20 protein-coding genes, 1 tRNA gene and 1 pseudogene are annotated in these 23504 nt (G+C 74.7%); 13 read left to right on the top strand and 9 right to left on the bottom strand.

The genetic code is table 11. From position 1 onward, the window contains the following. Positions 1–173 precede the first annotated feature (173 nt). The gene (locus tag AC0OO9_RS08390) at positions 174–1067 is read right to left on the bottom strand and encodes a septum formation family protein (protein ID WP_484516742.1); all 894 of its coding nucleotides are present in this window, start codon (positions 1065–1067) and stop codon (positions 174–176) included. A 182-nt stretch (positions 1068–1249) separates the two neighbouring features. Here AC0OO9_RS08390 and AC0OO9_RS08385 point away from each other — a divergent pair, with 182 nt between their 5' ends. Next, a complete protein-coding gene (locus AC0OO9_RS08385) occupies positions 1250–1867 on the top strand; it encodes a hypothetical protein (RefSeq protein WP_484516741.1) in 618 nt (205 codons plus the stop codon). 143 nt (positions 1868–2010) lie between these two features. Here the strand turns inward: AC0OO9_RS08385 and AC0OO9_RS08380 are convergent, their stop codons facing one another. The 3 genes from AC0OO9_RS08380 to AC0OO9_RS08370 form a co-directional block, all read right to left on the bottom strand. Further along, positions 2011–3351, bottom strand: a complete 1341-nt coding sequence (locus AC0OO9_RS08380; protein ID WP_484516739.1) for a DUF7507 domain-containing protein — start codon at positions 3349–3351, stop codon at positions 2011–2013. Between the two features lie 169 nt (positions 3352–3520). Beyond that, on the bottom strand, positions 3521–4336 hold the full coding sequence (locus AC0OO9_RS08375; protein ID WP_484516738.1) for an NHL repeat-containing protein: 816 nt from the start codon (positions 4334–4336) through the stop codon (positions 3521–3523). Positions 4337–4727: 391 nt separating this feature from the next. Further along, positions 4728–4800 (bottom strand) — tRNA-Arg (locus AC0OO9_RS08370). Positions 4801–4964: 164 nt separating this feature from the next. On the opposite strand from AC0OO9_RS08370, the gene AC0OO9_RS08365 reads away from it, so the two are divergent. After that, a complete protein-coding gene (locus tag AC0OO9_RS08365) occupies positions 4965–5666 on the top strand; it encodes a hypothetical protein (RefSeq protein ID WP_484516736.1) in 702 nt (233 codons plus the stop codon). A gap of 34 nt (positions 5667–5700) precedes the next feature. Here the strand turns inward: AC0OO9_RS08365 and AC0OO9_RS08360 are convergent, their stop codons facing one another. Both AC0OO9_RS08360 and AC0OO9_RS08355 read right to left on the bottom strand, forming a co-directional pair. Beyond that, the gene (locus AC0OO9_RS08360; protein ID WP_484516734.1) at positions 5701–6738 is read right to left on the bottom strand and encodes an alpha/beta hydrolase; all 1038 of its coding nucleotides are present in this window, start codon (positions 6736–6738) and stop codon (positions 5701–5703) included. A 97-nt stretch (positions 6739–6835) separates the two neighbouring features. Continuing rightward, the gene (locus AC0OO9_RS08355) at positions 6836–7252 is read right to left on the bottom strand and encodes an HPF/RaiA family ribosome-associated protein (protein ID WP_132239353.1); all 417 of its coding nucleotides are present in this window, start codon (positions 7250–7252) and stop codon (positions 6836–6838) included. Positions 7253–7626: 374 nt separating this feature from the next. Here AC0OO9_RS08355 and AC0OO9_RS08350 point away from each other — a divergent pair, with 374 nt between their 5' ends. The 3 genes from AC0OO9_RS08350 to AC0OO9_RS08340 all read left to right on the top strand — a co-directional run bounded on the left by AC0OO9_RS08350 (position 7627) and on the right by AC0OO9_RS08340 (position 11146). Next, complete coding sequence (locus tag AC0OO9_RS08350; protein ID WP_484516732.1) at positions 7627–8424, top strand: single-stranded DNA-binding protein; 798 nt, start codon at positions 7627–7629, stop codon at positions 8422–8424. Positions 8425–8591: 167 nt separating this feature from the next. Further along, positions 8592–9605, top strand: coding sequence for a cobalamin biosynthesis protein (locus AC0OO9_RS08345; RefSeq protein ID WP_484516730.1), 1014 nt, complete (start codon positions 8592–8594; stop codon positions 9603–9605). Beyond that, positions 9602–11146 carry a cobyric acid synthase gene (locus AC0OO9_RS08340; RefSeq protein ID WP_484516728.1) on the top strand — a complete coding sequence of 515 codons (1545 nt, stop codon included), beginning with the start codon at positions 9602–9604 and terminating at the stop codon, positions 11144–11146. The genes AC0OO9_RS08345 and AC0OO9_RS08340 overlap by 4 nt, the downstream gene beginning before the upstream one ends. Before the next feature lie 86 nt (positions 11147–11232). Here the strand turns inward: AC0OO9_RS08340 and AC0OO9_RS08335 are convergent, their stop codons facing one another. Next, on the bottom strand, positions 11233–11634 hold the full coding sequence (locus AC0OO9_RS08335; protein WP_484517890.1) for a rhodanese-like domain-containing protein: 402 nt from the start codon (positions 11632–11634) through the stop codon (positions 11233–11235). Here AC0OO9_RS08335 and AC0OO9_RS08330 point away from each other — a divergent pair. From AC0OO9_RS08330 to AC0OO9_RS08315, 4 genes and pseudogenes are all read left to right on the top strand, one after another. Continuing rightward, positions 11569–12556, top strand: a pseudogene (locus AC0OO9_RS08330) (hypothetical protein); the annotation flags it as partial. The gene AC0OO9_RS08335 and the pseudogene AC0OO9_RS08330 overlap by 66 nt on opposite strands. Further along, positions 12549–13901, top strand: coding sequence for a M20/M25/M40 family metallo-hydrolase (locus AC0OO9_RS08325; RefSeq protein ID WP_484517889.1), 1353 nt, complete (start codon positions 12549–12551; stop codon positions 13899–13901). The pseudogene AC0OO9_RS08330 and the gene AC0OO9_RS08325, both read left to right, overlap by 8 nt. Before the next feature lie 77 nt (positions 13902–13978). Then, positions 13979–14185, top strand: a complete 207-nt coding sequence (locus tag AC0OO9_RS08320) for a hypothetical protein (protein ID WP_121399432.1) — start codon at positions 13979–13981, stop codon at positions 14183–14185. 84 nt (positions 14186–14269) lie between these two features. After that, on the top strand, positions 14270–15850 hold the full coding sequence (locus tag AC0OO9_RS08315; protein WP_484516726.1) for an ATP-dependent DNA ligase: 1581 nt from the start codon (positions 14270–14272) through the stop codon (positions 15848–15850). Between the two features lie 19 nt (positions 15851–15869). Here AC0OO9_RS08315 and AC0OO9_RS08310 read toward each other — a convergent pair whose 3' ends face one another. Beyond that, complete coding sequence (locus AC0OO9_RS08310; protein WP_484516724.1) at positions 15870–16697, bottom strand: SURF1 family cytochrome oxidase biogenesis protein; 828 nt, start codon at positions 16695–16697, stop codon at positions 15870–15872. 211 nt (positions 16698–16908) lie between these two features. On the opposite strand from AC0OO9_RS08310, the gene AC0OO9_RS08305 reads away from it, so the two are divergent. Both AC0OO9_RS08305 and AC0OO9_RS08300 read left to right on the top strand, forming a co-directional pair. Next, the gene (locus AC0OO9_RS08305; RefSeq protein ID WP_484516722.1) at positions 16909–18297 is read left to right on the top strand and encodes a cobyrinic acid a,c-diamide synthase CobB; all 1389 of its coding nucleotides are present in this window, start codon (positions 16909–16911) and stop codon (positions 18295–18297) included. Then, on the top strand, positions 18294–18863 hold the full coding sequence (locus AC0OO9_RS08300) for a GNAT family N-acetyltransferase (protein WP_484516720.1): 570 nt from the start codon (positions 18294–18296) through the stop codon (positions 18861–18863). Before AC0OO9_RS08305 ends, AC0OO9_RS08300 begins: the two co-directional genes overlap by 4 nt. 54 nt (positions 18864–18917) lie before the next feature. Here the strand turns inward: AC0OO9_RS08300 and AC0OO9_RS08295 are convergent, their stop codons facing one another. Beyond that, the gene (locus tag AC0OO9_RS08295) at positions 18918–21050 is read right to left on the bottom strand and encodes a transglycosylase domain-containing protein (RefSeq protein ID WP_484516718.1); all 2133 of its coding nucleotides are present in this window, start codon (positions 21048–21050) and stop codon (positions 18918–18920) included. A 121-nt stretch (positions 21051–21171) separates the two neighbouring features. Between AC0OO9_RS08295 and cobC the strand changes: the two genes are divergently transcribed. Together cobC and AC0OO9_RS08285 are read left to right on the top strand one after the other, a co-directional pair. Next, positions 21172–22245: an Rv2231c family histidinol phosphate aminotransferase CobC gene (gene cobC / locus AC0OO9_RS08290; protein ID WP_484516716.1), complete on the top strand. Its 1074-nt coding sequence runs from the start codon at positions 21172–21174 to the stop codon at positions 22243–22245. Further along, a complete protein-coding gene (locus AC0OO9_RS08285; protein WP_484517888.1) occupies positions 22245–23438 on the top strand; it encodes a nicotinate-nucleotide--dimethylbenzimidazole phosphoribosyltransferase in 1194 nt (397 codons plus the stop codon). Before cobC ends, AC0OO9_RS08285 begins: the two co-directional genes overlap by 1 nt. Positions 23439–23504: the final 66 nt, after the last annotated feature.

Below are 23504 nucleotides of genomic sequence, written 5' to 3'. Positions count from 1 at the left end.
GGTCCTTCTGCGACAACGACCCGATCCGGGCCAAAACGGGGGATCGACGCCGGAGAATAGCATGAGCACCGGCCCGCGATCACCCTCGGTGCGTGCCGTGTCGCCGTCCGGTCAGCTCTTTTGGCGCCGTCGGCAGGACGCTGACCTGCCCACCCGCCCCTGCGGGCACCCGGTCAGTTGATCGGGAGGACCTTCGTTCCGCCGCCGGCGATCGACCGGGTCAGCTTCTTCCCGCTGGACCAGTACCAGCAGCGCACCCCCCGGTCGCCGCGCTCCCACGCCTCCTCGGACGGGAACCGGTACGTGCTGCCCGTGCGGTAACGGAGCATCCCGTCGACCGGTACCTTCGCGTAGCGGGCGATGACCGGCCGGCACTTCGCGTGCACGGCGTCCTCGTCCTTCGTCGCGTCCTCGTACGACACGTCGGGCGCGGTCCAGACGCCCACGTACTCGAAGCGGTGGACCTTAGTGCACGGCACCGCCAGCAGGTTCGACCACTCGTCCTCCTCGGCGCAGCCGTACCGCAGCGGGGTGGCCGCCTTCAGCGCGCCCCGCAGGCTGCCCGCCCGGTTGACGGCCGAGTCGTTGTCGCCGTTGGCGCCGCTCACCGCGTCGAGCTCGAACAGGTCGCACCGGTACCACCGGCTGCCGCCCGTCCAGCCGGCCGGCGACGTGGGCGCCACCTGCACCGACAGCCGGGCGTCGCGCCACTCGCCGCCGACGAACTCCTTCGCCTTGGCGTCGCACTCGGCGAACGCGGACCGCATCGCCGCCGACCCGACGCGGGGCGGGATCGGGCGGGCCGCCAGGTCGCCGGTGAACGTGCCGATGTGGAACGTCTCGACGAGGTGCGCCTTCGCGCAGTCGACCGGCTGGTGGCTGGTGAGGTAGGCGGTCGGCTCGGCGACGACGTGGCACTCGCCGGCCTGCGGCGCGAACTGGCGGGCCTCGGCCACGGGCCGCCAGTCGTCGGTCAGGTCCCCGTCCGTGCCGGCCGGCGTGCCGCACCCGCTCACCGCCGCCGCGACCAGCGCGGCCGAAGCCGTGACGCCCAGCCACCGTCGCATGTGGTCCTCCCCGCGCCCCCGTGACAACCGGCGCAGCATATGGCACCCGGCGCGGAGCCGGGTGCCCGCGGGCGCCGACCTGCCCGTGCCATGGCTACGCCGCGCCACTGACGAGCCGCCGACCTTGGACGGTGGTGCTACCTTCGCGCCGTCGCCGTTCTCACCGCCGTCGGGAGCCCACCGTGACGAAAAGGTACGTCGGTCTGCTCGCCCTCGTCGCCGTGACGGCGTGCCTCGCCGTGGTCGGCACCCTCGGCGGCTGGTTCCTGGCCGGCCGGGGCGACTCCGGGCGGGCCGACCCGACGCCGTCCGCGCGGGACGCGGCCACCGCCGGCGCCGTCGGCGGCCCGTCGACGGGCTCCCCGGCTGCCGGCGGGTCGTCGGGCTCCCCGGGCGCCGGTGCGTCGCCGACGAAGGAGCAGCCCGAGGGCCGGACGTACCAGCTCGACCGGTCGGTCTACAGCCAGTCGGGCCTGACGGTCACGCTGGTCAGCGCGGCAACCACCGGCGGCAAGCTGCGGCTGAACCTGACGTACCGCAACGGGTCGCCGGTGCCGTGGCCGGTGAGCTGCCCGACCGCCGAGGTCGACCGGACCTCCTCCGAGATCGTCCTGCCGGACGGCCGGACGGTGCGTCCCGAGTCCACCTGGTGCACCACCACGCGGCCTGACGAGTCCTTCAGCATCGCGCCGGGGGAGCGGGTGGAGAGCTGGGCCGTCTTCCCGGTGGTGCCGGAGAGCGGTTCGTCCTTCGAGCTGACCTGGTACGACTTCCCGACCCTCGACGTCCGGCTCAGCTGACCGTCCCGGCAGAACAGGCACGGCCGGCACGGGCACTGTGAGTTCAGTGTCCGTGCCGGCCGGCAGGTGACGCATCCGGTCACCCGGTCCGCCGACGGTGGCTCACCAGGCCGAACGCGCTGCCTGGAGTGCCGCCGTACGCGTCAGGCCTGAGTCTCCCTGCGGCGCAGCCGGCTGGCGCCGACCATGAGAGCGCCCGCGGCGAGCAGGCCGCCGCCCAGCGAGAGGGCCTGGGTGGAGTTGACGCCGGTGACCGGCAGGTGGGGCTTGCCGTCCTTGTCCTTGTCGTGCTTGCGGGGGTCGTACTTGCCGTGCCGGATGCAGACGGTGACGGTGGCCGGGTCGGAGGTCACGGTCTCGCTGCCGAACCTGCCGGTCGCCCGGGCGGTGTTGACCACCTTGCCCTTCTTGACGTCAGCCGCGGTCACCACGTGCGGGTCGACGGCGTGGCAGTCGGTGCTCGTGCCCGGTGCCAGGGTGGTGTTGTTGCAGACCACCGGTCCGGCGGTCGGGTCGTTGACCGCGACGTTGGTGATGGTGACGGTGCCGGTGTTGGCCACCCGGTAGGTGTAGAAGATCTTGTCGCCCTTCGCCGCGAAGCCGTCCTTCTCACACTTGTCGCGGCAGTCCGACTCGACCCGGGCCTTCTTGTCGATCGACAGGCTGGCCTGCGCCTCCTGGGTCGTGACGGTGAACGTGGCGTTGTTCGACGGCACCAACTGCTGGCCGAGGAATCCGGTCGCCTGGGCGATGTTGACGATCCTGCCGTTGGCCACGTCGGCCTTGGTGACGGTGTACGTGCCGGTGCAGGTGGTGCTCGCCCCCGGCGCGAGTGAGGTGGCCTGGCAGGTGATGCCGGTGACCGTGTTGTCGTTGACGGTGATGCCGGTGATCGGGTTGACCGTGCCGGTGCTCTGGTTCGTCACCGTGTACGTGTAGGTGACCTCGTCACCGGCCTGGAGACCGCTGGTCGGCGTGCCGGTCTTGGTCAGGGTCAGCCTCGGGTTCACCTCGGGGCTCGACGCGGCGCACGTGTGGGTGAGCACGAAGAAGTCGGCGGTGCCGGAGATGACCGCCGTGGCGCCGGTCAGCGTCCAACCAGCCGGAACCCTGATCCAGGCCTTGCTGGTGCCCATGTCGTTGACGATGGCGCTGTTGGGGTCGGTCGGGATCGTCCGGGTGACGGTGCCACCGGGCGTGCTGAACGTCGCCGTGACCGACAGGAACGTGCCAGTGGTCTGCGGGTTGCCCGGCAGGTCGAACACCCAGACGTCCTCGTTGGCGAAGGGCCCGCCGCCCAGGTTGGGATCGCAGTTCTGCGTCGCCTGGGTTGCCGTCCTCGGCACGTTGCCTGGATTGATGCTGATGGTCTCCACCGCCAGGGCCGGCGAGCCGCCCAGCAGCAGGGCACCGGCCAGCAACGCGAAGGCGGCCAGCCGGGCGCAGAGCCGGGCGGGTCCGTTCGTGGTAGAGGTTCTGCTCATGTAAATCCCCCGTGCCGTGATCGTTGACAACGGTGGCAACGAGGGGTAAAGGCATCCGTCACGTCGGGCAAAAAAGAATCCCCCGCTAGGGGTACTGCCACGTCGACCCTGAACGCTCACCTCTTATCCGGCCGGGGATGCCCCCGGCCGGATGGTGCAAGATGGGTGATCAGTCGCGCACCCGTACGACGCAGTAGGTGGTGTCGGGGGTCGCCGGGACGGACAACCGCGCGTTGACCGCGTACAGGCTCGAGCCGAAGGAAACCACAGCCGACGGCTCGTCGAGGTCGCGGTCACGGATCACGTCGACCGGCGTGGCCCGCGTCAGCCGCTCGTTGAGGCGGAACTTGGCGATCACATTGTTCCGGTTGCGCACCACGTACAGCGTGCGCCCCTCGAGCAGGAGACCGTCGCCGTTGGACACCGACACGCCGCACGTGCTGATCTGGGCGGCCATGCCCGCGCGGGGATCGAAGCAGTAGAGCCGGCCGGTCCTGGCCTGCACGACGATGAGCTTGCCCGCCCAGGCGGCGACGATGCCGGTGTTGCAGGCGGTGGGGTCACCGAGCCCGCCCGGCAACCGCAGCGCGCGTACTCCCGACTGTCCGGGCAGCGACCCGTTGCGGCCGAACTCGACGCAATAGATCTTCGCCTTCTCCGAGTCGGTGAAGAACACGGCCTTCTTCGTGGCGGTCACGCCGTCGATGAACCCGCCGCCGAAGTCGTACGTCGCCAGGCATTCGCCGGTCGACTCACGGTAGACGGCCGCGCCGCCCATGTTGCCGCAGGCCGCCCAGATCCGCCCTCGTTCGACGTCCAGACCCGTTGCCTGGGTGCCGGACACGGGCGGCACGAGGAGCATCCCCCTGCCGGTGCGCAGGTCGGCACACCAGATGCATCCGTCGGCCATGGAGCTGACGTAGATCTTCGTGCCGGTTCCGCGGGCGATCCCCTCCGGGCAGAACCCGTTCGGCAGATTGATCACTGAGGGATACCGGCCGTGCCCGTGGTGGGCCGAGGCCGGAGCGGCGGCGATGGCGGCCCCGATGGGCGCCGCGACGGCTGCGGCCAAGAGCGTTCGTCTGTGCACTGTCGTGCCCCTTCCAATAGGCGAACACCTATATGGGACCCGTGGATCAAGCGCCGTGGCCACTCCGCCGTTGCTCGACAGGTGACCGGACGGAGGCCGCGTGCCAAAGCCGCCGGTTGCGGCCGCCGGAGGAGCCCGCGAGCCAAGGATCCGAAGAGACCGGCCCGAGCGGGTGATCGCATCGAGACTGCAGGGTTCGTGACCATGTCGGTGACCCGGGCAGGTAGTGCCGCTTGCGGCTGGCCGGATAGCTCCACGGGAGCCGTCCGGCTGAGAGAAGTACCTGTGCGCCCGGCAGGATTCGAACCTGCGGCCTTGGGATTAGAAGTCCCCTGCTCTATCCGCTGAGCTACGGGCGCGCGCGTGCGTGTCGCGCGAGAAGGGTACCGCCGCCCACCGGGTGACCGGTGGAACGGGTGGTCGCGTCTCACGTCGCACAAGAGGGTCGCATGCGACTCCGGTGCCGGTCACCCCTGTTCCGGCGTCCGCGCGGCCCGGGGCCGTCGGGTCGTACCCTCGGCTGGTGCTGCTTGATCCGGAGACCGAGAACGACGTCGCGTACGAGTTGTGCCAACTCCTCGGCCGCGCGATCCTGCCCATCCGCCGGACCGACGCCGGGGCGGGGGACGGCGACCGGGGCGAGGGGACCGCGTTCCTCTTCGTCGGGCAGGGGCGCGAGTACCTGCTGACCGCCGACGCGCTCGCCCGGTCCGGGGCGGGGGAGATCGGGCTGCGGGCGAGCGTGACCGAGCCGGCGGGGATCGCCGCCGACGCCGTCGCCCTGCCCGACCTCGCCGACGGGTGGCGGCACCACGAGGACATCGGCGTCGCCGTCATGCCCACCGGCGGCCTGCACGAGCACGCCGCCGGGGAGGGCTGGCGGTGGCGTACCCAGCAGGTGCCGGATCCGATCGCGGCCGATCGGGACGCGATCGCCCGGATCGGCGTGGAGCCGGGTTCCGCCGTGGTGCTCGCCCACGGCGTCGGCGCGGGCGGCGCCCGGCCGCTGGAGGTGGCGATCGAGCGGGTGGCGCGCGTGGGCGGCGACGTCCGGCTCCTGGCGGAGCTGCCGACCGGCTACGTGGGGGCACCGGTGTTCGGCGTGCAGGCCGGCGGCGACGGCGAGGTGGGGCTGCGCTGCCTGGGCCTGGTGCTGCCGGCCCGCGACGGCGGCCACCCGTTGGCCACCTTCGACCGCATCCGGGCGGCCGTCGACGCGGCGTGAGGCCGGCGACGCGCAGCGGGTGGGCGACCTGTGCTCAGCCGCCCTGCGTGGGGGCACCAGCGGGGTCGGCGTCGTCCGCCGGCAGCCGGCTCGCCGGTGGGCGCTCCCCGGTGCGGACCGTCGGCCCGGCGTCGAAGAACGCGTCGGCCCAGCGTCCGACCTCCTGGAAGACCTTCTCCCGTACGGCGGTGCCGGAGAGCGTGAGGTCGTGCATCCCGCCGTCGAAGCGCGCCACGGTGACGTGCCGGCCGAGGCGGGGCGCCCAGCGGACCATGTGCTCGACGTCCAGGACCGCGTCGGCGAGGGCCGCCGACTCGTGCCACTTCTTTCCCCTGAACGAGCGGGTCGAGCAGGCGAGCAGCACCGGCACCTGGATGTCCAGGCCGGCGCGCAGCTGCCGCTGGGCGCTGCGGATGGCGTTCAGCCAGCCGGCCCGGACGGGGAACCCGGCCAGCGGCTTCCAGGTCAGGTCGTAGTTCCACTCGCCGTGGTGCTCCGCGTGGATGCTCTCGCTGTAGACCGTGCCCAGCCCGAACGGCAGCACCCGGCGGGGCGCCCGGCGGCCCAGCCGGCTCACGGCGGCGGCGAGGGGGCGGCGCACCAGCCAGGGGGCGTTGATGTCGAAGAAGGGGCTGTTCAGGAAGAGCCCGTCAATGATCCCGGCGTCGCGGCGGGCGTCCGCCCACAGCGGCAGGACCAGCCCGCCGGTGGAGTGGCCCATCGCGAGCAGCGTGTCGTGCCCGTCGTCCTCGCGGATGATGCGCGCGGCGGCGTCCAGCTCGGGGAAGTAGTCGCTGAGGTCGCGGCAGAAGTTCGGCGTCTGGTGGGGGCGCAGGCTGCGTCCGTACTTGCGCAGGTCGAGGGCGTAGAAGTCCCAGCCCCGCTCCGCGAAGAAGTCACCGAGGTGGCCCTGGAAGAAGTAGTCGGTGAAGCCGTGCACGTAGAGCACGGCCCGTTTCGTCGGGCGGTCGGCCCGGCGACGGACCAGGGTGGCGACCACCGGCCCCTCGTCGTCGGTGCCCAGGTCGATCGTCTGCCGCTCGTACGGCGGGCCCAGCACGTCCGGTTCCACGACCGCGACGGTACGCCGGGAAGCTACCGGGCGGTAGCCCCGGGTGCCGTCCGGCCCCGCCCGCCCGCACCCGGCGGACGGGGCCTCGGCGTACGCGTCAGACGGTCTCGGCCTCGGCGCGGGCCGGGTCGGTGTCGGGCTCGACCTCGGCGACCGGCGGGGGCACGTCGCGCAGGTGCTTGTTGTGCCGCGGCTCCTGCTTGGTCTTCGAGTCGTTGAGCCGCCGCCGCAGGTCGTCCCGGACGTCGTTGAGCGCGGCGTGCAGGTCCTCCTCGGCGGAGGTGGTGACGATCTTCTGGCGACCGGCGATCCAGCACTCCAGGGTGACCTTCTGGCCCCTGGCCTCCCGGTCCTTGACCGACACCTCCAGCTCGGTGGCGTCGGCGTGGAATCCGGCCAGCCGGGAGTCGAGCGTGGCGAACTGCTCCGCGATCCAGTTCCGGTCACCCTGGGAGAACCCCGCGCCGACCCGCAGGCACTCCGCCACGGTGGCCGGGTTGGCGACGGCGCTCATCGCCGCACCTCGCCGGAGACGATGGCGGCTGCGGTGCTGGTCATCTTCATGATCGCTGACCTCTCGTTCGTCGTGCTGTCGGCGGTGCGGTTGATCGAATCCATACCCCGCCGGGCTCCGTCCGGAACGTGACATGTCGCCCCGCCCGTGGCGGTGCCGGAAGCGTGGCCCCGCCTCCCGATCATCGAGCCGGTCGGGCGGGCTCCCCAGGGTCGCCCGGCCCTAGCACACCGGGACCTTGATCAGGTCTTTGTCCACAGGCGGTCCGGTTGTCCACAGGCCGGGGCGGGGTGCTGGCGGCGCCCGCGCCGAGGGCCCAGGCTCGGCACCGAGTCGACTCGCGATGGCAAGCCCGATCTCCCCCTGGAGGGACGATGTTCGACACCTACGTCACGGTTGTGGGCAATGTGCTGACCGCGCCGGAGTGGCGGCGCACCACCCAGAGCAACACCCTGGTGGCCAACTTCAAGGTCGCCTCGACCGCCCGCCGGCTCGACCGCGACAGCGGGCGCTGGGTCGACGGCAACAGCCTGCGCGTCCGGGTCAACTGCTGGCGCAAGCTCGCCGAGGGGGTGGCCGCCTCGGTGATGGTCGGCGACCCGGTGGTGGTCTGCGGCCGGCTCTACACCCGCGACTGGACGGACGACGCCGGCAACCACCGCTCGCTCTACGAGCTGGAGGCGGTCGCCGTCGGCCACGACCTGTCGCGGGGCCGAGGTCGGTTCCAGCGCAACCGGCCGACGATGACGACCAGCACCGTCGAGGACACCGAGGCCGAGCACCGGGTGCACGGCGAGGCGACCGAGCCGGTGCCCGACGAGGAGGCCCCGGTCCTGCCGGACCGCCGTCCGCTCGACGACGACTTCGAGCCCGACTTCGGCGCGTACCCCGCCGGCCGCGGCCTGCCGGCCGACGCCGCAGTCGACGGCTCGCTCGACCCCTTCGACGACCCGGCGGACGACCCCCACGGCGGGGAGCCCGACGGGCCGGAGCCGGAGGCCGACGGCCCGACGCCGGTGAGCGATGCACCTGAGGACGCCCGGAGTGCCCGGGATGGTCGGGGCGACGCGGCCGTGGGGGAGCCGGGCCCGTCGTCCGGGGAGGCCGAGCCGGGCGTCTCGCCGGCCGGCCGTGGCCGCCGGGGCCGGGGTCGGGTGCCGCAGCCCGCGTGAGCACCGGTCGCGGGCGGCACGAACGGGGGCGGGGTGGCGTCGGCAGCACGGCGTCACCCCGCGTGCCGCCGGGCGGCGCGCGGGTCACCCCGCCGGCGGCACGGGTCGCTGAGTGCCGGAGGCCGGCCGGGCGCTCGGCTAGGCTGGCCGGCCGGAGGTGGTGACGGGTGCGACAGGCGACGCCGGTGGCGACCGCGGCGGGACTGGTCGCGGGGTACGCCCTCGACGCGCTCCTCGGAGACCCCCGCCGGTACCACCCCGTGGCCGGCTTCGGTCGCGCCGCCGGGGCACTGGAGCGGCGGACGTACCGCCCGGACCGGCTTGCCGGAACGGCGTTCACCGCGCTGGCGGTCGGCGCACCCGTGCTGCTCGGCGTGGCGGCCACCATCGCCACCCGGCGCCGGCCGGTGGCCCGGGCCGTCCTGGTCGCCGCCGGCACCTGGACGGTGCTGGGCGGGCGCACACTGCGGCACGAGGCCACCGTCATGGGGCGTGCGCTGCGCGCCGGCGACCTCCCGGCGGCCCGGCAGCGGCTCGGCCACCTCTGCGGCCGGGACCCGTCCGCGCTCGACGAGCCCGAGCTGGCCCGCGCCACCGTGGAGTCGCTCGCCGAGAACACCTCGGACGCCGTCGTCGCCCCGCTGCTGTGGGGCGCCGTCGCGGGGCTGCCCGGCCTGCTCGGGTACCGCGCGGCGAACACCCTCGACGCGATGGTGGGCCACCGCTCGCCGCGGTACGCCCGGTTCGGCACCCCCGCCGCCCGCCTCGACGACCTGCTCAACCTGGTGCCCGCGCGGCTGACCGGCCTGCTCACCGTCGCGGTCGCGCCGACCGCGCACGGCGACCGGGAGCGGGCGTGGCGCGTGTGGCGCCGGGACCGCAACGACCACCCCAGCCCGAACGCCGGGCAGTGCGAGGCGGCGATGGCCGGCGCCCTCGGCGTACGGCTGGGCGGGCGCAACGTCTACTTCGGGCGCTCCGAGGTGCGCCCGTTCCTCGGCGACGGCCCCCGACCGGAGGCGCGGCACCTCAAGCGGGCCGCCCGGATCTCGGGTGCGGTCGGGCTGGCCGCGCTCGGGCTGGCCGCCACGTACCCGCTGACCCTCGGCCGGCTGGTGGGCGCCGTCGGCCGGCGGGTCGCGCAGCGGAGCGTCGCCGCCGGGCGGGAGGGGCGCCGGTGAGCGGTGGCCTGCTGGTCGCCGGCACCACCTCCGACGCCGGCAAGAGCGTGCTCACCGCCGGCATCTGCCGCTGGCTGCACCGCCGGGGCGTGAAGGTGGCGCCGTTCAAGGCGCAGAACATGTCCAACAACTCCGCCGTCGTCGTCGGCCCCGACGGCCGGGGCGGCGAGATCGGGCGGGCGCAGGCGATGCAGGCCGCCGCCTGCGGACTCACCCCCGACCTGCGGTTCAACCCGGTGCTGCTCAAGCCCGGCAGCGACTTGGCCAGCCAGGTGGTGCTGCTCGGCGAGGCCGTCGACACGGTCACCGCGGGCAACTTCCGCGAGCTGCGTCCCCGGCTCGCCGAGACCGCGTACGCGGCGCTCGCCGAGCTGCGGGCCGCGTACGACGTGGTGATCTGCGAGGGCGCCGGCAGCCCCGCGGAGATCAACCTGCGGGCCGGCGACTACGTGAACATGGGCCTGGCCCGGCAGGCCGGCCTGCCCACGATCGTGGTCGGCGACATCGACCGGGGCGGGGTCTTCGCCTCGATGTTCGGCACCCTCGCCCTGCTGGACCCGGCCGACCAGGCGCTGATCGCCGGCTTCGTGATCAACAAGTTCCGGGGCGACCTCGGGCTCCTCCGGCCGGGGCTGGACATGCTGCGCCAGGTCACCGGCCGGCCGACGTACGGGGTGCTGCCCTGGGCGCTCGACCTCTGGCTCGACGCGGAGGACTCGCTCGCGTACGGCCGGGTGCTCGGCCGGCCGGCGGCCCCGCGCGGCACCGACTGGCTGGACGTGGCCGTGGTCCGGCTGCCCCGGATCAGCAACGCCACCGACGTCGAGGCGCTCGCCACCGAGCCGGGCGTGCGGGTCCGGCTGACCGTCGAGCCGGCCGAACTGGCCGCCGCCGACCTCGTCGTGCTGCCCGGCTCGAAGTCGACCGTGGCCGACCTGGCCTGGCTGCGGCAGACCGGCCTGGCCGACGCCGTCCTGGCGCACGCGGCGGCCGGCAAGCCGCTGCTCGGCATCTGCGGCGGCTTCCAGATGCTGGCCCGGGCGATCCACGACCCGGTGGAGAGCCGGCAGGGCAGCGTGCCGGGGCTGGGCCTGCTGCCGATCGAGGTCACCTTCGACCCGCGCAAGACCGTCCGGCAGTCGACCGGCACCGCTGGAGGGGAGGTCCCGGTCCACGGCTACGAGATCCACCACGGGTGGGTCTCACACGCCGACCCGGCGCTGACCCCGCTGCTGACCTGCGCGGACGGCAGCGGCGAGGGGGCCGTGGTCGGCGCCGTGCACGGCACCCACTGGCACGGCGCCTTCGAGTCCGACAGGTTCCGCCGCCGGTTCCTGACCGAGGTGGCCCGGCTCGCCGGCCGGAGAGGCTTCACGGTGGCCCCCGACACCGCCTTCGCCGCCGCCCGCGAGCGCTCCCTGGACCTGCTCGGCGACCTGGTCGAGGAGCACCTCGACACCGGCGCCCTCTGGCGCCTCGTCGAGTCCGGCCCGCCCGCCGGCCTCCCCTTCATCCCACCCGGAGCCCCGAAAACCCCCTGACCGAACCCAGGGCTCCCCGGCGGGCGGCGGGCTGCGGGACTGCGGGGGCGGGGGATGGGCTGCGAGGGGCCGAGAAGGGCCCTCGGTCAGAGGCGGATGTCGGCGGGGCGGTCGGACATGGGCAGCCCCGCCTCGCGCCAGGCCTGCACGCCGCCGATCATGTCCGTCGCGAGGTGCAGCCCGAGCGCCCGCAGGCTCGCGACCGCGAGGCTGGAGCTGTAGCCCTGGCGGCACACCACCACGATCCGCTGGTCGTACGCCGTGGCCTCCGGGATCCGCCACGCGCTGGCCGGGTCGAGTCGCCACTCCAGCACCGTCCGGTCGATCACGATGGCGCCGGGCAGGTCGCCCTGCTCCTGCCGCTGCGTGTCGGTGCGGGTGTCGATCAGCAACGCCCCGGTACGGACCGCCTCGACGGTCTGGTGCGGGGTCAGCCGGCGTACCCCGGCGCGGGCCTGTTCCAGGAGGGCGTCGACGCCCGGACTCATCACGCTGTGGGACACCAGCAGATCATCCCGCCCCGTCGCGGAGTCCGCCCGCCGAATGCCCCGCCGCACCCGACGAACGCTCGTTCGGGCGACCCCCGATCGGAGCGTCCCGCGCGATCCGCCGACGCCGGGCCGCCCGCCACCGCAGGCCCGCCCCGTGGCGGAGGGACCGGCCTGGTTACCGTCGGGCGGTGGCGGTGGCGGTGGTCGAGGCGTACGACCGGCTGGCCCGGCGGGTGCTCGCCGGGCCGGCGCGGTTGGGGCGGACCCGGCTGGTGGCGGTGGACGGGCCGAGCGGCGCGGGCAAGAGCGCGTTCGCGGCGCGGCTCGCGGACGCCCTCGCCGCCCTGCCCGACGGCAGCCCCCCGCCGGTGGTGCACACCGACGACCTGCTCGACGGCTGGGACGACCAGCTCACCTTCTGGCCCCGGCTGGAGGAGTGGGTGCTCGGACCGCTGCGCGCCGGTCGGCCCGGGGCGTACCGCCGGTTCAGCTGGGTCCGGCGGGCGTTCCTGCCGCGTCCGGTGCCGGTCCCGGTCGCGCCCGTGCTCCTCGTCGAGGGGGTGAGCTCGGCGCGGGCCGCCGCCACCGCGGACCTGACCCTGGCCGTCTTCGTCACCGCCCCGGCGCCGCTGCGGCTGGCCCGGGCGATCGAGCGCGACGGCCCGGAGATCCTGCCGGAGCTGCGTCGCTGGCACCTCGGGGAGCGGTCGCACTTCGCCGCCGACGGCACCGAGGCCCGCGCGGACCTGGTGGTCGACGGCGCCCCGGGCCTGCCGCACGACGCCGACCGCTACTACGTGCGCCGCCGCTGAGCGGTCGGGCCGCCCGGGACCGAAGCGTCACTCCGGCCTCGGGCGGGATGGGATGGTCGGTAAGGCCGGCATACGATGCCGGTCATGACCACACCCCTCATGTCCGAGTCCGAGATCCGGGCCGCCGTCGAGCGGGAGCTGCCCGGCGTCCGCGCCGACCTGGAACGCCTCGTCCGCATTCCCGGCGTCGCGTTCGAGGGCTTCGACCACTCGCACGTGGAGCGTTCCGCCGAGGCGGTGGCCGAGCTGCTGCGCGGCTGCGGTCTCGATGTCAAGATCGTGCGATCCGGCGGCCAGCCGGCCGTGATCGGGCGGAAGGCGGCCCCGCCCGGGGCGCCGACGGTGCTGCTCTACGCCCACCACGACGTGCAGCCGGTCGGCGACCTGACGCTGTGGGAGTCGGACCCGTTCGAGCCCGTGGAGCGCGACGGCCGGCTCTACGGCCGGGGCGCCGCCGACGACAAGGCCGGCATCATGGCGCACGTGGCGGCGCTGCGCGCGTACGGTGACGCGCTGCCGGTCGGCGTGGTGCTCTTCGTCGAGGGCGAGGAGGAGTACGGCTCCGACTCGTTGGAGCGGCTGCTCGCCGAGCACCGCGACGAGATCGCCTCGGACGTCATCGTGATCGCCGACTCCACCAACTGGGACATCGGCGTACCGGCGCTGACCACGTCCCTGCGCGGCATCGTCAACTGCTTCGTGGAGGTGCGCACCCTCGACCACGCCGTGCACAGCGGCGTCTACGGCGGTCCCGTGCCGGACGCGCTGACCGCCCTGGCGCGGCTGCTGGCCACCCTGCACACCGAGGCCGGGGACGTGGCCGTCGACGGGCTGGTCGCCCGGGAGGGCGCGAGCGTCGACTACCCGGAGGACCGGTTCCGCGCCGAGGCGGGGCTGGCCGAGGGCGTCAGCCTCATCGGCACCGGACGGATCACCGAGCGGCTCTGGACCAAGCCGGCCCTCGCGGTGCTCGGCATCGACGCCCCGTCCACCGCCGAGGCGCCGAACGCCCTGGTGCCGGCGGCCAGGGCCAAGCTGAGCGTGCGGCTGGCGCCGGGCGACGACCCGAAGCGGGCGTACGGGGCCCTGCGCGCCCACCTGGAGAAGCACGCCCCGTGGGGCGCGCGGGTGAGCGTCACCTTCGAGCACGACGGCGCGCCGTGCGTCATCGACGCGTCCGGGCCGATGTTCGACGCGGCCCGCTCGGCGTTCCGGACCGCCTGGGACGGCACCGAACCGGTGGACCTCGGCATCGGCGGTTCGATCCCGTTCATCGCCACCTTCCAGGAGATGTTCCCGCGCGCGGCGATCCTGGTGACCGGCGTGGAGGACCCGCAGGCCCGGGCGCACGGCCCGAACGAGAGCCTGCACCTCGGGGAGTTCGCCCGGGTCTGCCTGGCCGAGGCGCTGCTGCTGAAGAAGGTCGCCGAGGCGGGCGTCGACGGGCGTTAGGTGTCGGAACCGTAACTTCGGGGCCGATGTGGGAGTTTGCGGTGTGTCGCCGGTCGGGTTGTTATAGCCTCTCGAACATGCGTACGAATGAGGTGATGGGCCGGCTCGAGGCCGCCGTCAGCGCCCTGGGGGACGTCGACGTCTCCGCGTGGTCCGAGGACACGCTCAAGGAACAGCTCGGCGACCTGTCCGCCGCGCTTGTCGCTCTCGACACGGTGCTCTCCCGGGTCGCCGAGGAGATCCGCGCCCGCGGCCTGCGCATCGAGGAACCCGTCTCGGCCTGACCCGCCACCCGGCGGGCGGAGTTTTCCGGCGCCCGGGCACGGCAATGCCCGGGTCGTGTCGGAGGTGGCTGGCAGGATGGAGCCGTGCGGTTCCTCGACCTGGCAGCCACCTCCGCCGCCGTCGGCGCCACCCGGGCCCGGCGGACCAAGGTGGAGCTGCTCGCCGCCGCGTTGCGGGCGCTCGACCCGACCGAGGTTCCGGCGGGCGCCGGCTGGCTGGCCGGCGAGCTGCGCCAGCGGCAGACCGGGGTCGGCTGGGCGAGCCTGCGTGACCTGCCGCCGCCGACCGCCGAGCCGACCCTGACCGTCGCCGCCGTCGACGCGGCCATCGACGAGATCGCGTCCGTGCACGGGCCGGGTTCCCAGGCCCGCCGCCGGGCGCTGCTGGGCGCGCTCTACTCCGCCGCCACCGCCGAGGAGCAGCGGCTGCTGACCGGCCTGTTCAGCGGTGAGCTGCGCCAGGGCGCGCAGGCGGGGCTGCTCGCCGACGCGGTGGCCCGGGCGGCCGACGTGCCGCTCGTCGCCGTACGCCGGGCGCTGCTGCTCGCCGGCGACCTGCGCGCGGTCGCGGTCGCCGCGCTCGACGGGGGCGCGGCGGCGCTGGGCGCCTTCGGCCTCCAGGTCGGCCGCCCGCTCGCGCCGATGCTGGCCCAGAGCGCGCCCTCGGTGGACGAGGCGCTCGCGGCCACGGGCACCCCCGCCGTGGTCGACGTCAAGCTCGACGGCATCCGGATCCAGGTGCACCGCTCCGGCGACGACATCGCCGTGTTCACCCGCAGCCTGGACGACATCACCGCCCGGGTGCCGGAGGTGGTCGCCGCCGTGCGGGCGCTGCCCGCCCGCGAGCTGGTGCTCGACGGGGAGGCGATCGGGCTCGACGAGACGGGCCGCCCGCTGCCCTTCCAGCAGACGTCGAGCCGGGCGGCGCGGCGCGCCACGCCGAGCAGCACCGGCGCCGCCCCGGTCGCCCCGGCCGTGGCCGCCGCCGGGACGACGGGCGCGACAGTGCTGACGCCGTACTTCTTCGACCTGCTGCACCTCGACGGCGACGACCTGATCGACAGGCCCGGCCGGGAGCGCTGGGCCGCGCTCGACGCCGCGGTCGACGCCTCGCTCGTCGTCGGCCGGGTGGAGGTCGACGGCCCGGAGCGGGCCGGCGAGGCGTTCGCCGCCGCCATCGACGCCGGCCAGGAGGGGGTGGTGGTGAAGGCGCCCGACGCCCCCTACGACGCCGGCCGACGGGGATCCGCCTGGGTGAAGGTGAAGCCCCGGCACACCCTCGACCTGGTGGTGATCGCGGTCGAGTGGGGCAGCGGCCGGCGGGAGGGCTGGTTGTCCAACCTGCACCTCGGCGCCCGCGACCCGCGCACCGGCGACTTCGTCATGCTCGGCAAGACGTTCAAGGGCCTCACCGACGAGCTGCTGCGCTGGCAGACCGAGCGCTTCCTCGCCCTCGCCGTCGAGCACGGCGACTGGGAGGTGCGGGTCCGCCCCGAGCAGGTGGTCGAGATCGCCTTCGACGGGGTGCAGACCAGCTCCCGCTACCCGGGCGGGATGGCGCTGCGCTTCGCCCGGGTGGTGCGCTACCGCGACGACAAGACGGCGGCGGAGGCCGACACCATCGACGCCGTACGCGCCATCCACGCCGGCCGCGTCACCGGCTGAGCGGGGTCGGCGGGGCGGGTCAGGCGGCGCCCTGCGGCGCGGGCTCGGCGGCCCGGTCGACGGGCTGTCGCGGTCCCACGCCCGCCAGCCGACGGGCCTCCCGGCGGGCCACCCAGCCGTAGCCGAACAGGGTCATCGCGGCGAAGATCCACCACTGCACGACGTAGCCGAAGTTCTGCCAGTTGTTGTTGTATCCGACCGGCACGTCCTTGAACGCAGGGTCGGCCGCCGGGGTCTGCTCGTCGAGCAGCAGGTACGCGCCGTGCACGGGGTAGGGCAGCTCCCGGGCCAGCCGGGGCACGCCGATCCGCCGGGTCTCCAGCTTGCCGTCGCGCCGGGTCACGGCGACCGAGCCGCTCTCGCTCAGGTGCACCCGCCCCGTCACGGTGACCTCGCCGGGCGGGAGGGCCGGCACCTCCGGCTGGACGGTCGCGTCGCCGCCCCGGGCCGGCGGGATCCAGCCCCGGTCCACCAGCACGGCCGTGCCGTCGGCCAGCACGAGCGGGGTGACCACCTCGAAGCCGACCGTGCGGTCCACCGAGCGGCCCCGGACCAGGACCACGTTCGCCGGGTCGTAGCGGCCGGTCACGGTGACCTTGGTCCAGGCCTTCTCCGCTGCGGGGGCGGGGCCGGCCGTGCCGTTGCCGCCCGTCGGGGCGGGCAGCACGTCCCGCAGCGGCACCGCGGCCATCCGCAGGCCGGCGTCGATCCGCTCGTTGGCCTCCGTACGGCCGTGGTAGCGGTCCAGCTGCCAGTTGCCGAGCAGCACCATCACCGCCGAGGCGACCAGGGTCAGTGCGAGAATGCCCAGCCAGCGCGGCGTCAGCAGGAACCGGTACACGCCCACGAGGCTACCCCTGTGACCGGAGGCACTCGCTTCGACAGCCCCCATCGCGGCCCCGGGCGGGGTGCCGGTGACTCCGTCCGGCGGCGCCCGACACCGCCGGCGGGCCCGTTCGGCGGCGACCGCGCGCCGGCCGCTTCGGCTATCGTCACGCGGGCGGACCGCGCGGTCGGCCCGCCGCAGGTCCCCCCGCCGCCCCGCATGGGAGTCGATGATGACCGTCGTGCCGCGCCTGGTGCTCAGCGCGCCGTCCTCCGGCCACGGCAAGAGCGCGCTGGCGATCGGGCTGCTCGCCGCGTTCGCCGACCGGGGCGTCGACGTCGCCGGATTCAAGGTCGGCCCCGACCGCGTGGACGCCGCCTACCTCGGGCTGGCCGCCGGCCGCCCCGGTCGGATCCTCGATCCCCGGCTGGTCGGCGCCGACCGGATCGCCCCCCTCGTCGGCCACGGCGCGGCCGGCGCCGGGCTCGCCGTGGTGCAGGGCAGCATGGGCCTGTACGACAGCCTCGCCGGCCGCCCGGAGAGCGAGTCGACGGCCGCCGTGGCCACCGCGCTGCGCAGCCCGGTCGTGCTGGTGGTCGACGTCGCGGCGACGGGGCAGTCGGTGGCCGCCCTGGTGCACGGCTTCCGGTCGTACGACGAGCAGCTCTGGCTCGGCGGGGTGATCCTCAACCGGGTGGCGTCCTCCCGGCACGAGGAACTGCTGCGCGCGGCGCTGGACGACATCGGCGTGCCCGTCTACGGCGCGCTGCGCCGCCAGGATCTGCCGTCCGTGCTGCCCGCCCGCCGCTACGGGGCGGTGCCCGCGCTCGCCCGCACCGACGAGGCCATCCGCGCGGTCCGCCGGCTCGGCGAGGCGGTCGCCGCCACCGTCGAGCTGGACCGGCTGCTGGCCCTGGCCCGCTCCGCGCCGCCGCTGCCCGCGCCGCCCTGGACGCCGCAGGCTGGGCGGGAGGACGCCGGTACGCGCCCGGTCGTCGCGGTCGCCGGTACGCCGGGCGGCAGCTACAGCGATCCCGAGACCGTCGAGCTGCTCCGGGCGGCGGGCGCCGAGGTGGTGACGGTCGACCCGCTGCACGACGAGGCGCTGCCCGCCGGCACCGGCGCGCTGGTCGTCGGCGGCGGGCTGCCCGAGTCGTACGCCGGGCTGCTCTCCGCCAACCGCCGGCTCTGCATCGGGGTCGCCGAGCTGGCCCGCACCGGGCGGCCGGTCGTCGCCGAGGGGGCCGGCCTGCTCTGGCTGGCCCGGGAACTGGACGGGCTGCCCATGTGCGGCGTACTCGACGCGGTGGGGACGCGCCGCGACGGCCTGGTGGTGGGCTACCGGCAGGCGACCGCGTTGACCGACAGCCTCATGGGGCCGGCGGGCACGGTGGTGGCGGGGCACAAGGAGCACCGCGGCGTGCTCACCCCGCGCGCCGGGGCACGGCCGGCGTGGAGTTGGGACGGCGGGGCGCCCGAGGGCTTCGTCTGGCGGGGCGTGCACGCCTCGCAGCTCACCCTGCACTGGGCGGCGTACCCGCAGCTGGCGGCCCGCCTCGTGGACGCGGCGGTGGCGGCGGCCGACCCCGAGACCGCCCGGCCCGACGGGGTGCCCGCGTGATCGGTCAGGTGGCGGTCCGCCGCTTCCCGGCGCTGACCGTCTCCACGCCCCGCACCGAGGTGCGCGCGCTGACCGGGGCCGACGCGGCGGTGGCCGACGAGGTCTTCGCCGACCGGCAGACCCGGCGGTGGCTGCCGCTGGCCGACACCTCCGGTCAGATCGACGGGCTGGCCTGGTGCACCGACCTGGCGCGGCAGCGGCGCGACAGCGGCGACGGCGACCACTACGCGGTGGTACGCCGGGAGGACGACCTGGTGGTGGGCTGCCTGTGGACGCGGCGCACCGACTGGGGCGCCCGGTGCACCGAGGTCTCCTACGCGATGGCGGCGCATGCGCGGGGCTTCGGCCTGGCGGCCGAGGCGGTCGACGCGCTCGCCATCGCGCTGATCCTCGAACACGGCTTCCAGCGCGTCGAGCTGCGGGTCGCTCCCGGCAACCTGGCCTCCCGCCGGGTCGCCGAGAAGGCCGGGTTCAGCTACGAGGGCCTGCTGCGCAACGCCGGCTTCGTCCGGGGCGGCCGGGTCGACCTGGAGGTCTGGTCCCTCGTCTCCGCCGACCTGCGCTGACCCGCCCCCGGCCCCCGGCGGCGCCGCGACCGGGCGGGGGCCGCGCGGCCCGGCTCAGCCGACGATGCGGTCCGACGGTGGGGTGAACTGGCGGGTGGGCTGACCCTTGAGGCCGTCGCGGAGGGTCTGCGCCACCGCCTTGATCGGGATCTGCGACTGGCCGTCGCCGACCGCGTTGAACGGATTGTCCGGGTCGGAGATGAAGCTCGCCGCCGCCAGCTCCGGCGTGTAGCCGACGAACCAGGCCGACCGGGTGCTGTCGGTGGTGCCCGTCTTGCCGGCCACCGGGCGGCCGACGGTGCCCCGCACGCTGTCCGCGGTCGACCAGCCGCCGCAGCTGCCGCGGGCCGGGGTGTCGCCGGTCGGGCAGCGGGCGGCGTCGGTGGCGGCGCGGGCGGCGTCGGCGTTCACCACCTGCCGGCAGCGCGGCTTGGCGACCTCGCGTTCGATCCCGGAGGCGGTCTTCCAGGTGGTCGGCGTGCCGTCCCGGTTGTAGATCGCCTGCACTGGGATCGCCTCGCAGTAGCGGCCGTCCGCGGCGATCGCGGCGTACGCGTTGGCCATCTCCAGTGGCGTGGCGTCGGAGACGCCGAGGGTGAACGCGCCCCACTGTTTCGCCTTGGCCGGGGACGCGTGCTCCCGGTCGACGTCGGTGCGCCAGCGCAGCCCGAGCTGCTCGGCCAGGCGGACCGCCTTGTCGGCGCCGACCTGCTCCTCCAGCCACACGAAGTACGTGTTCACCGACTTGCCGAAGCCGGACCACATGGTCTGGTTGCCGCTCATCGCGCCGCTGGCGTTGGACGGAGACCAGCCGTCGTAGACCTCGGAGCGGTACCGGTGCGGTGCGTTGAACGAGGTGGACAGCGGCATGCCCGCGTCGAGCGCGGCCAGCATGGGGAACATCTTGAACGTCGACCCGGCCTGGTAGCCCGCCAGGTCGCCGCCGCCGAGCAGGGGTGCCACCGTGTTCGGGTAGTTCGCCTTGACCTTCGGCCCGGCCTCGGGGTTGGAGCTCTGCCCGTTCTCGCTCAGGTCCAGCGAGTACGTCCGGTTCACCGCCATGGCCTTGACCCGCCCGGTGCCGGGCTCGGAGACCACGATGCCGTTGGCGAAGGGGCTGCCGGTGTTCTCCTTGGTGCCGACGTTCTGCTCCGCCGCCGCCTGGATCTTGGGGTCGAGGCTGAGCACGATCCGGTAGCCGCCCCGGCGCAGCTTGTCCAACCGCTCCAGCCGGTTCTCGCCGAACGCGGGCTGCGTGCTCCACCAGTTCTTCAGGTAGTCGCAGGCGAAGCCCCAGCTGTTCCACTTCTCGGGCACGGAGGCGCAGTCGTTCGGCGGGTACGTCAGCTTCAGCCGGATCGGCTCGGTCTTCGCCTGCGTGACGGCGTCCGGCGAGAGGTAGCCGAGCTGGGCCATCCGGTCGAGCACGTAGTTGCGCCGGCCGGTGGCCTCCTTCTGGTCGGAGCTGGCCGGGTCGTACTCGGACGGGGACTTGACCAGGCCGGCGAGGGTGGCCGCCTCGACGGGGCTGAGGTCCTTGGGGGACTTGGAGAAGAAGATCTCGCTGGCCGCGTAGATGCCGTACGCGCGGTGCCCGAAGTACGCGGAGTTGAGGTAGCGCTCCAGGACGTCGTCCTTGCTGAGTTCCTTCTCCAGGTCCATCGCCATCCGCATCTCGCGGACCTTGCGCAGGCTGGTCTGCTGGGTGGCCTCCTGCACCTCCTTCGGCGTCTTCGCGCTGTCCCGCAGCGCCATCCGCACGTACTGCATGGTGAGCGTGGAGGCGCCCTGGGAGACGCCGCTGGAGCGGGCGTTGGCCACGAAGGCGCGGGCGACGCCCTTCGGGTCGACGCCCCGGTGCTGGTAGAAGCGGTTGTCCTCGGCGGCGACGATCGCCTGCTGCATGTTCGGGGAGATGTCGGCCAGCTTCGTGTACTGCCGGTACTCCTCGTAGAACATCGTCAGCACGGTCTTGCCGTCCGGCGCGTAGACGTACGACGTCTCGGCCGGCAGCGCGGTGGTGAGGATCTGGGTCTTGTGTTCCATGGCGTGCGCCGTGACCTTGGCGCCGAGGCCGGTGGCGGCGGCCACGGGGTACGCCACGGCGGCGACCACGATCCCGGCGATCAGGCCGGCGCGGAGGAGGGGAACGAGACGACCAGCGGCAGCAAGGGGTCGATTGCTCACCCGCTCAAGTTATGACATTTCCGATTCGTACTTGAGAAATATTCATAAACGCCCGTGTGGTGATGCGGCCCACGCCGGGATCCGCTGTCCCGCGCGGCACCTTCCCGGCAGGATCGCGGACATGCGTGGTCAGCCGACCGGGACCCTCCCCGAACCCGACCTCACCCACCACGGCGACGCCGAGGTGGGGCCGGGACTCGTCGACCTCGCCGTCAACGTGCGGCGCGACGCGATGCCCGACTGGCTGGCCGACCCGATCACCGCCGCGCTCGGCGACCTCGCCGCGTACCCCGACCCGGGGCCGGCACGGGCCGCCGTCGCGGCCCGGCACGGCCGCCCGCCGGCCGAGGTGCTGCTGACCGCCGGCGCGGCCGAGGGCTTCGTGCTGCTCGCCCGGGCGCTCGCCGGCGTACGCCGACCGGTGGTGGTGCACCCGCAGTTCACCGAGCCCGAGGCGGCGTTGCGCGCCGCCGGGCACCAGGTCGAGCGGGTGCTGCTCGACGCGGACGACGACTTCCGGCTCGACCCGGCCCGGGTGCCCGCCGACGCCGACCTCGTGATGATCGGCAACCCGACCAACCCGACGTCGGTGCTGCACTCCGCCGGCGACCTGGCCGCCCTGGCCCGACCCGGCCGGGTGCTGGTGGTCGACGAGGCGTTCGCCGACACCACCGTCGCCCCCGGCGTGGCCGGCGAACCGGAGTCGCTGGCCGCCCGGCGGGACCTGCCGGGCCTGCTGGTGGTCCGCAGCCTCACCAAGACCTGGGGCCTGGCCGGCCTGCGCATCGGCTATGTGCTCGGCGAGGCGGACCTGCTGGAGCGGCTGGCCGCCGCCCAGCCGCTCTGGGCCGTCTCCACCCCCGCCCTGGCCGCCGCGTCGGCCTGCGCCACACCCGTCGCGGTCGAGGCCGAGCGCGCCATCGCCGCCCGGCTCGCCGCCGACCGCGACCACCTGGTCGCCCGCCTGTCGACCCTGCCCGGCGTACGCGTCGCCGGCCGCCCCGCCAGCGCGTTCGTGCTGGTGCACGTCCCCGGAGCCGCCGACGTGCGGGTCGCCCTGCGGCAGCGCGGCTGGGCGGTACGCCGGGGCGACACGTTCCCCGGCCTCGGCCCGGACTGGCTGCGGATCGCCGTGCGCGACACGGCCACCACCGACGCGTTCACCGAGGTACTGGCGGAGATCCTGGAGGCATGATGCTGGAGACCACGATCGCGGCGATCCGGCCGCCGGACGAGTCGGCGATGACCGCAGCAAGAGAGTTGCAGGGACGGCTCACCAAGCCCGCCGGCTCGCTCGGCGCCCTGGAGGAACTCTCCGTACGCCTGGCCGGCCTGGCGGGGCACTGCCCGCCGCCGCTGCCCGAGCCGGCCGCCGTCGCGATCTTCGCCGGTGACCACGGCGTGCACGCCCAGGGGGTGACGCCCTGGCCGCAGGAGGTCACCGCGCAGATGATCGGCAACTTCCTGGCCGGCGGCGCGGTGGTCAACGCCTTCGCCCGGCAGGCCGGCGCCTCGGTCACCGTGGTCGACGTCGGCGTGGCCACCCCGATCCCCGCCACCGGCACCCCGGCGGGTGCCCCGCTCGCCGACGGCCCGGCGGGTGCCTTGGCTGCCGACGCCTCGGCGGGTGCCCCGGCCGCCGATGGCGCGCCGGCGATTCCGCTGACCCGGTCCCCGGCGGACAGCCTGCCGGCCCGCGACGCGCCCCGGCTGGTGGCGGCGAACGTCCGCCCCGGGACCCGGGACCTGGCGGTGACCGCCGCGCTCACCCGCGACGAGGCCCGCGCGGCCGTCGAGACCGGCATCCGGGTGGCCGACGAACTGATCGACGCGGGCGCCGGCATCCTGCTCACCGGGGACATGGGCATCGGCAACACCACGCCGGCCGCCGCCCTGATCGCCGCGTTCACCGGCATCGACCCGGCGGAGACGACGGGTCGGGGCACCGGGGTCGACGACCCGACGTACGCCCGCAAGGTCGACGTGGTGCGGGCCGCGCTGCGCCGGCACGACCCCGACCCCACCGACCCGCTGGGCGTGCTGGCCGCCGTCGGCGGGCTGGAGCACGCCGCGCTGGCCGGGCTGATCCTGGGCGCCGCCGCCCGCCGCACGCCGGTGCTGCTGGACGGGGTGATCGCGGTCGCCGCTGCCCTCGCCGCGGCGGCCCTCGCGCCGCACGCCGTGGCCGCCATGGTGGCCGGGCACCGCTCCGCCGAGCCGGGGGCCACGGTCGCGCTGCGCCGGCTGGGCCTGGAGCCGCTGATCGACCTCGGGCTGCGCCTCGGCGAGGGCACCGGCGCGCTGCTCGCGCTGCCGGTGGTCACCGGCGCGGTCCGGGTGCTGCACGAGGTGGCCACGTTCGACTCGGCAGGGGTGGCCGAGAAGTGAGCGAGCCAACCGACCGGCCCGCAGGCGTGTCGCGTCCCGCCGCCGCCAGCGAGCACGGCGGGGCGG

The organism is Micromonospora sp. USAFONa4 (assembly GCF_057197825.1).
This window is presented reverse-complemented; position numbering and strand designations above follow the sequence as displayed.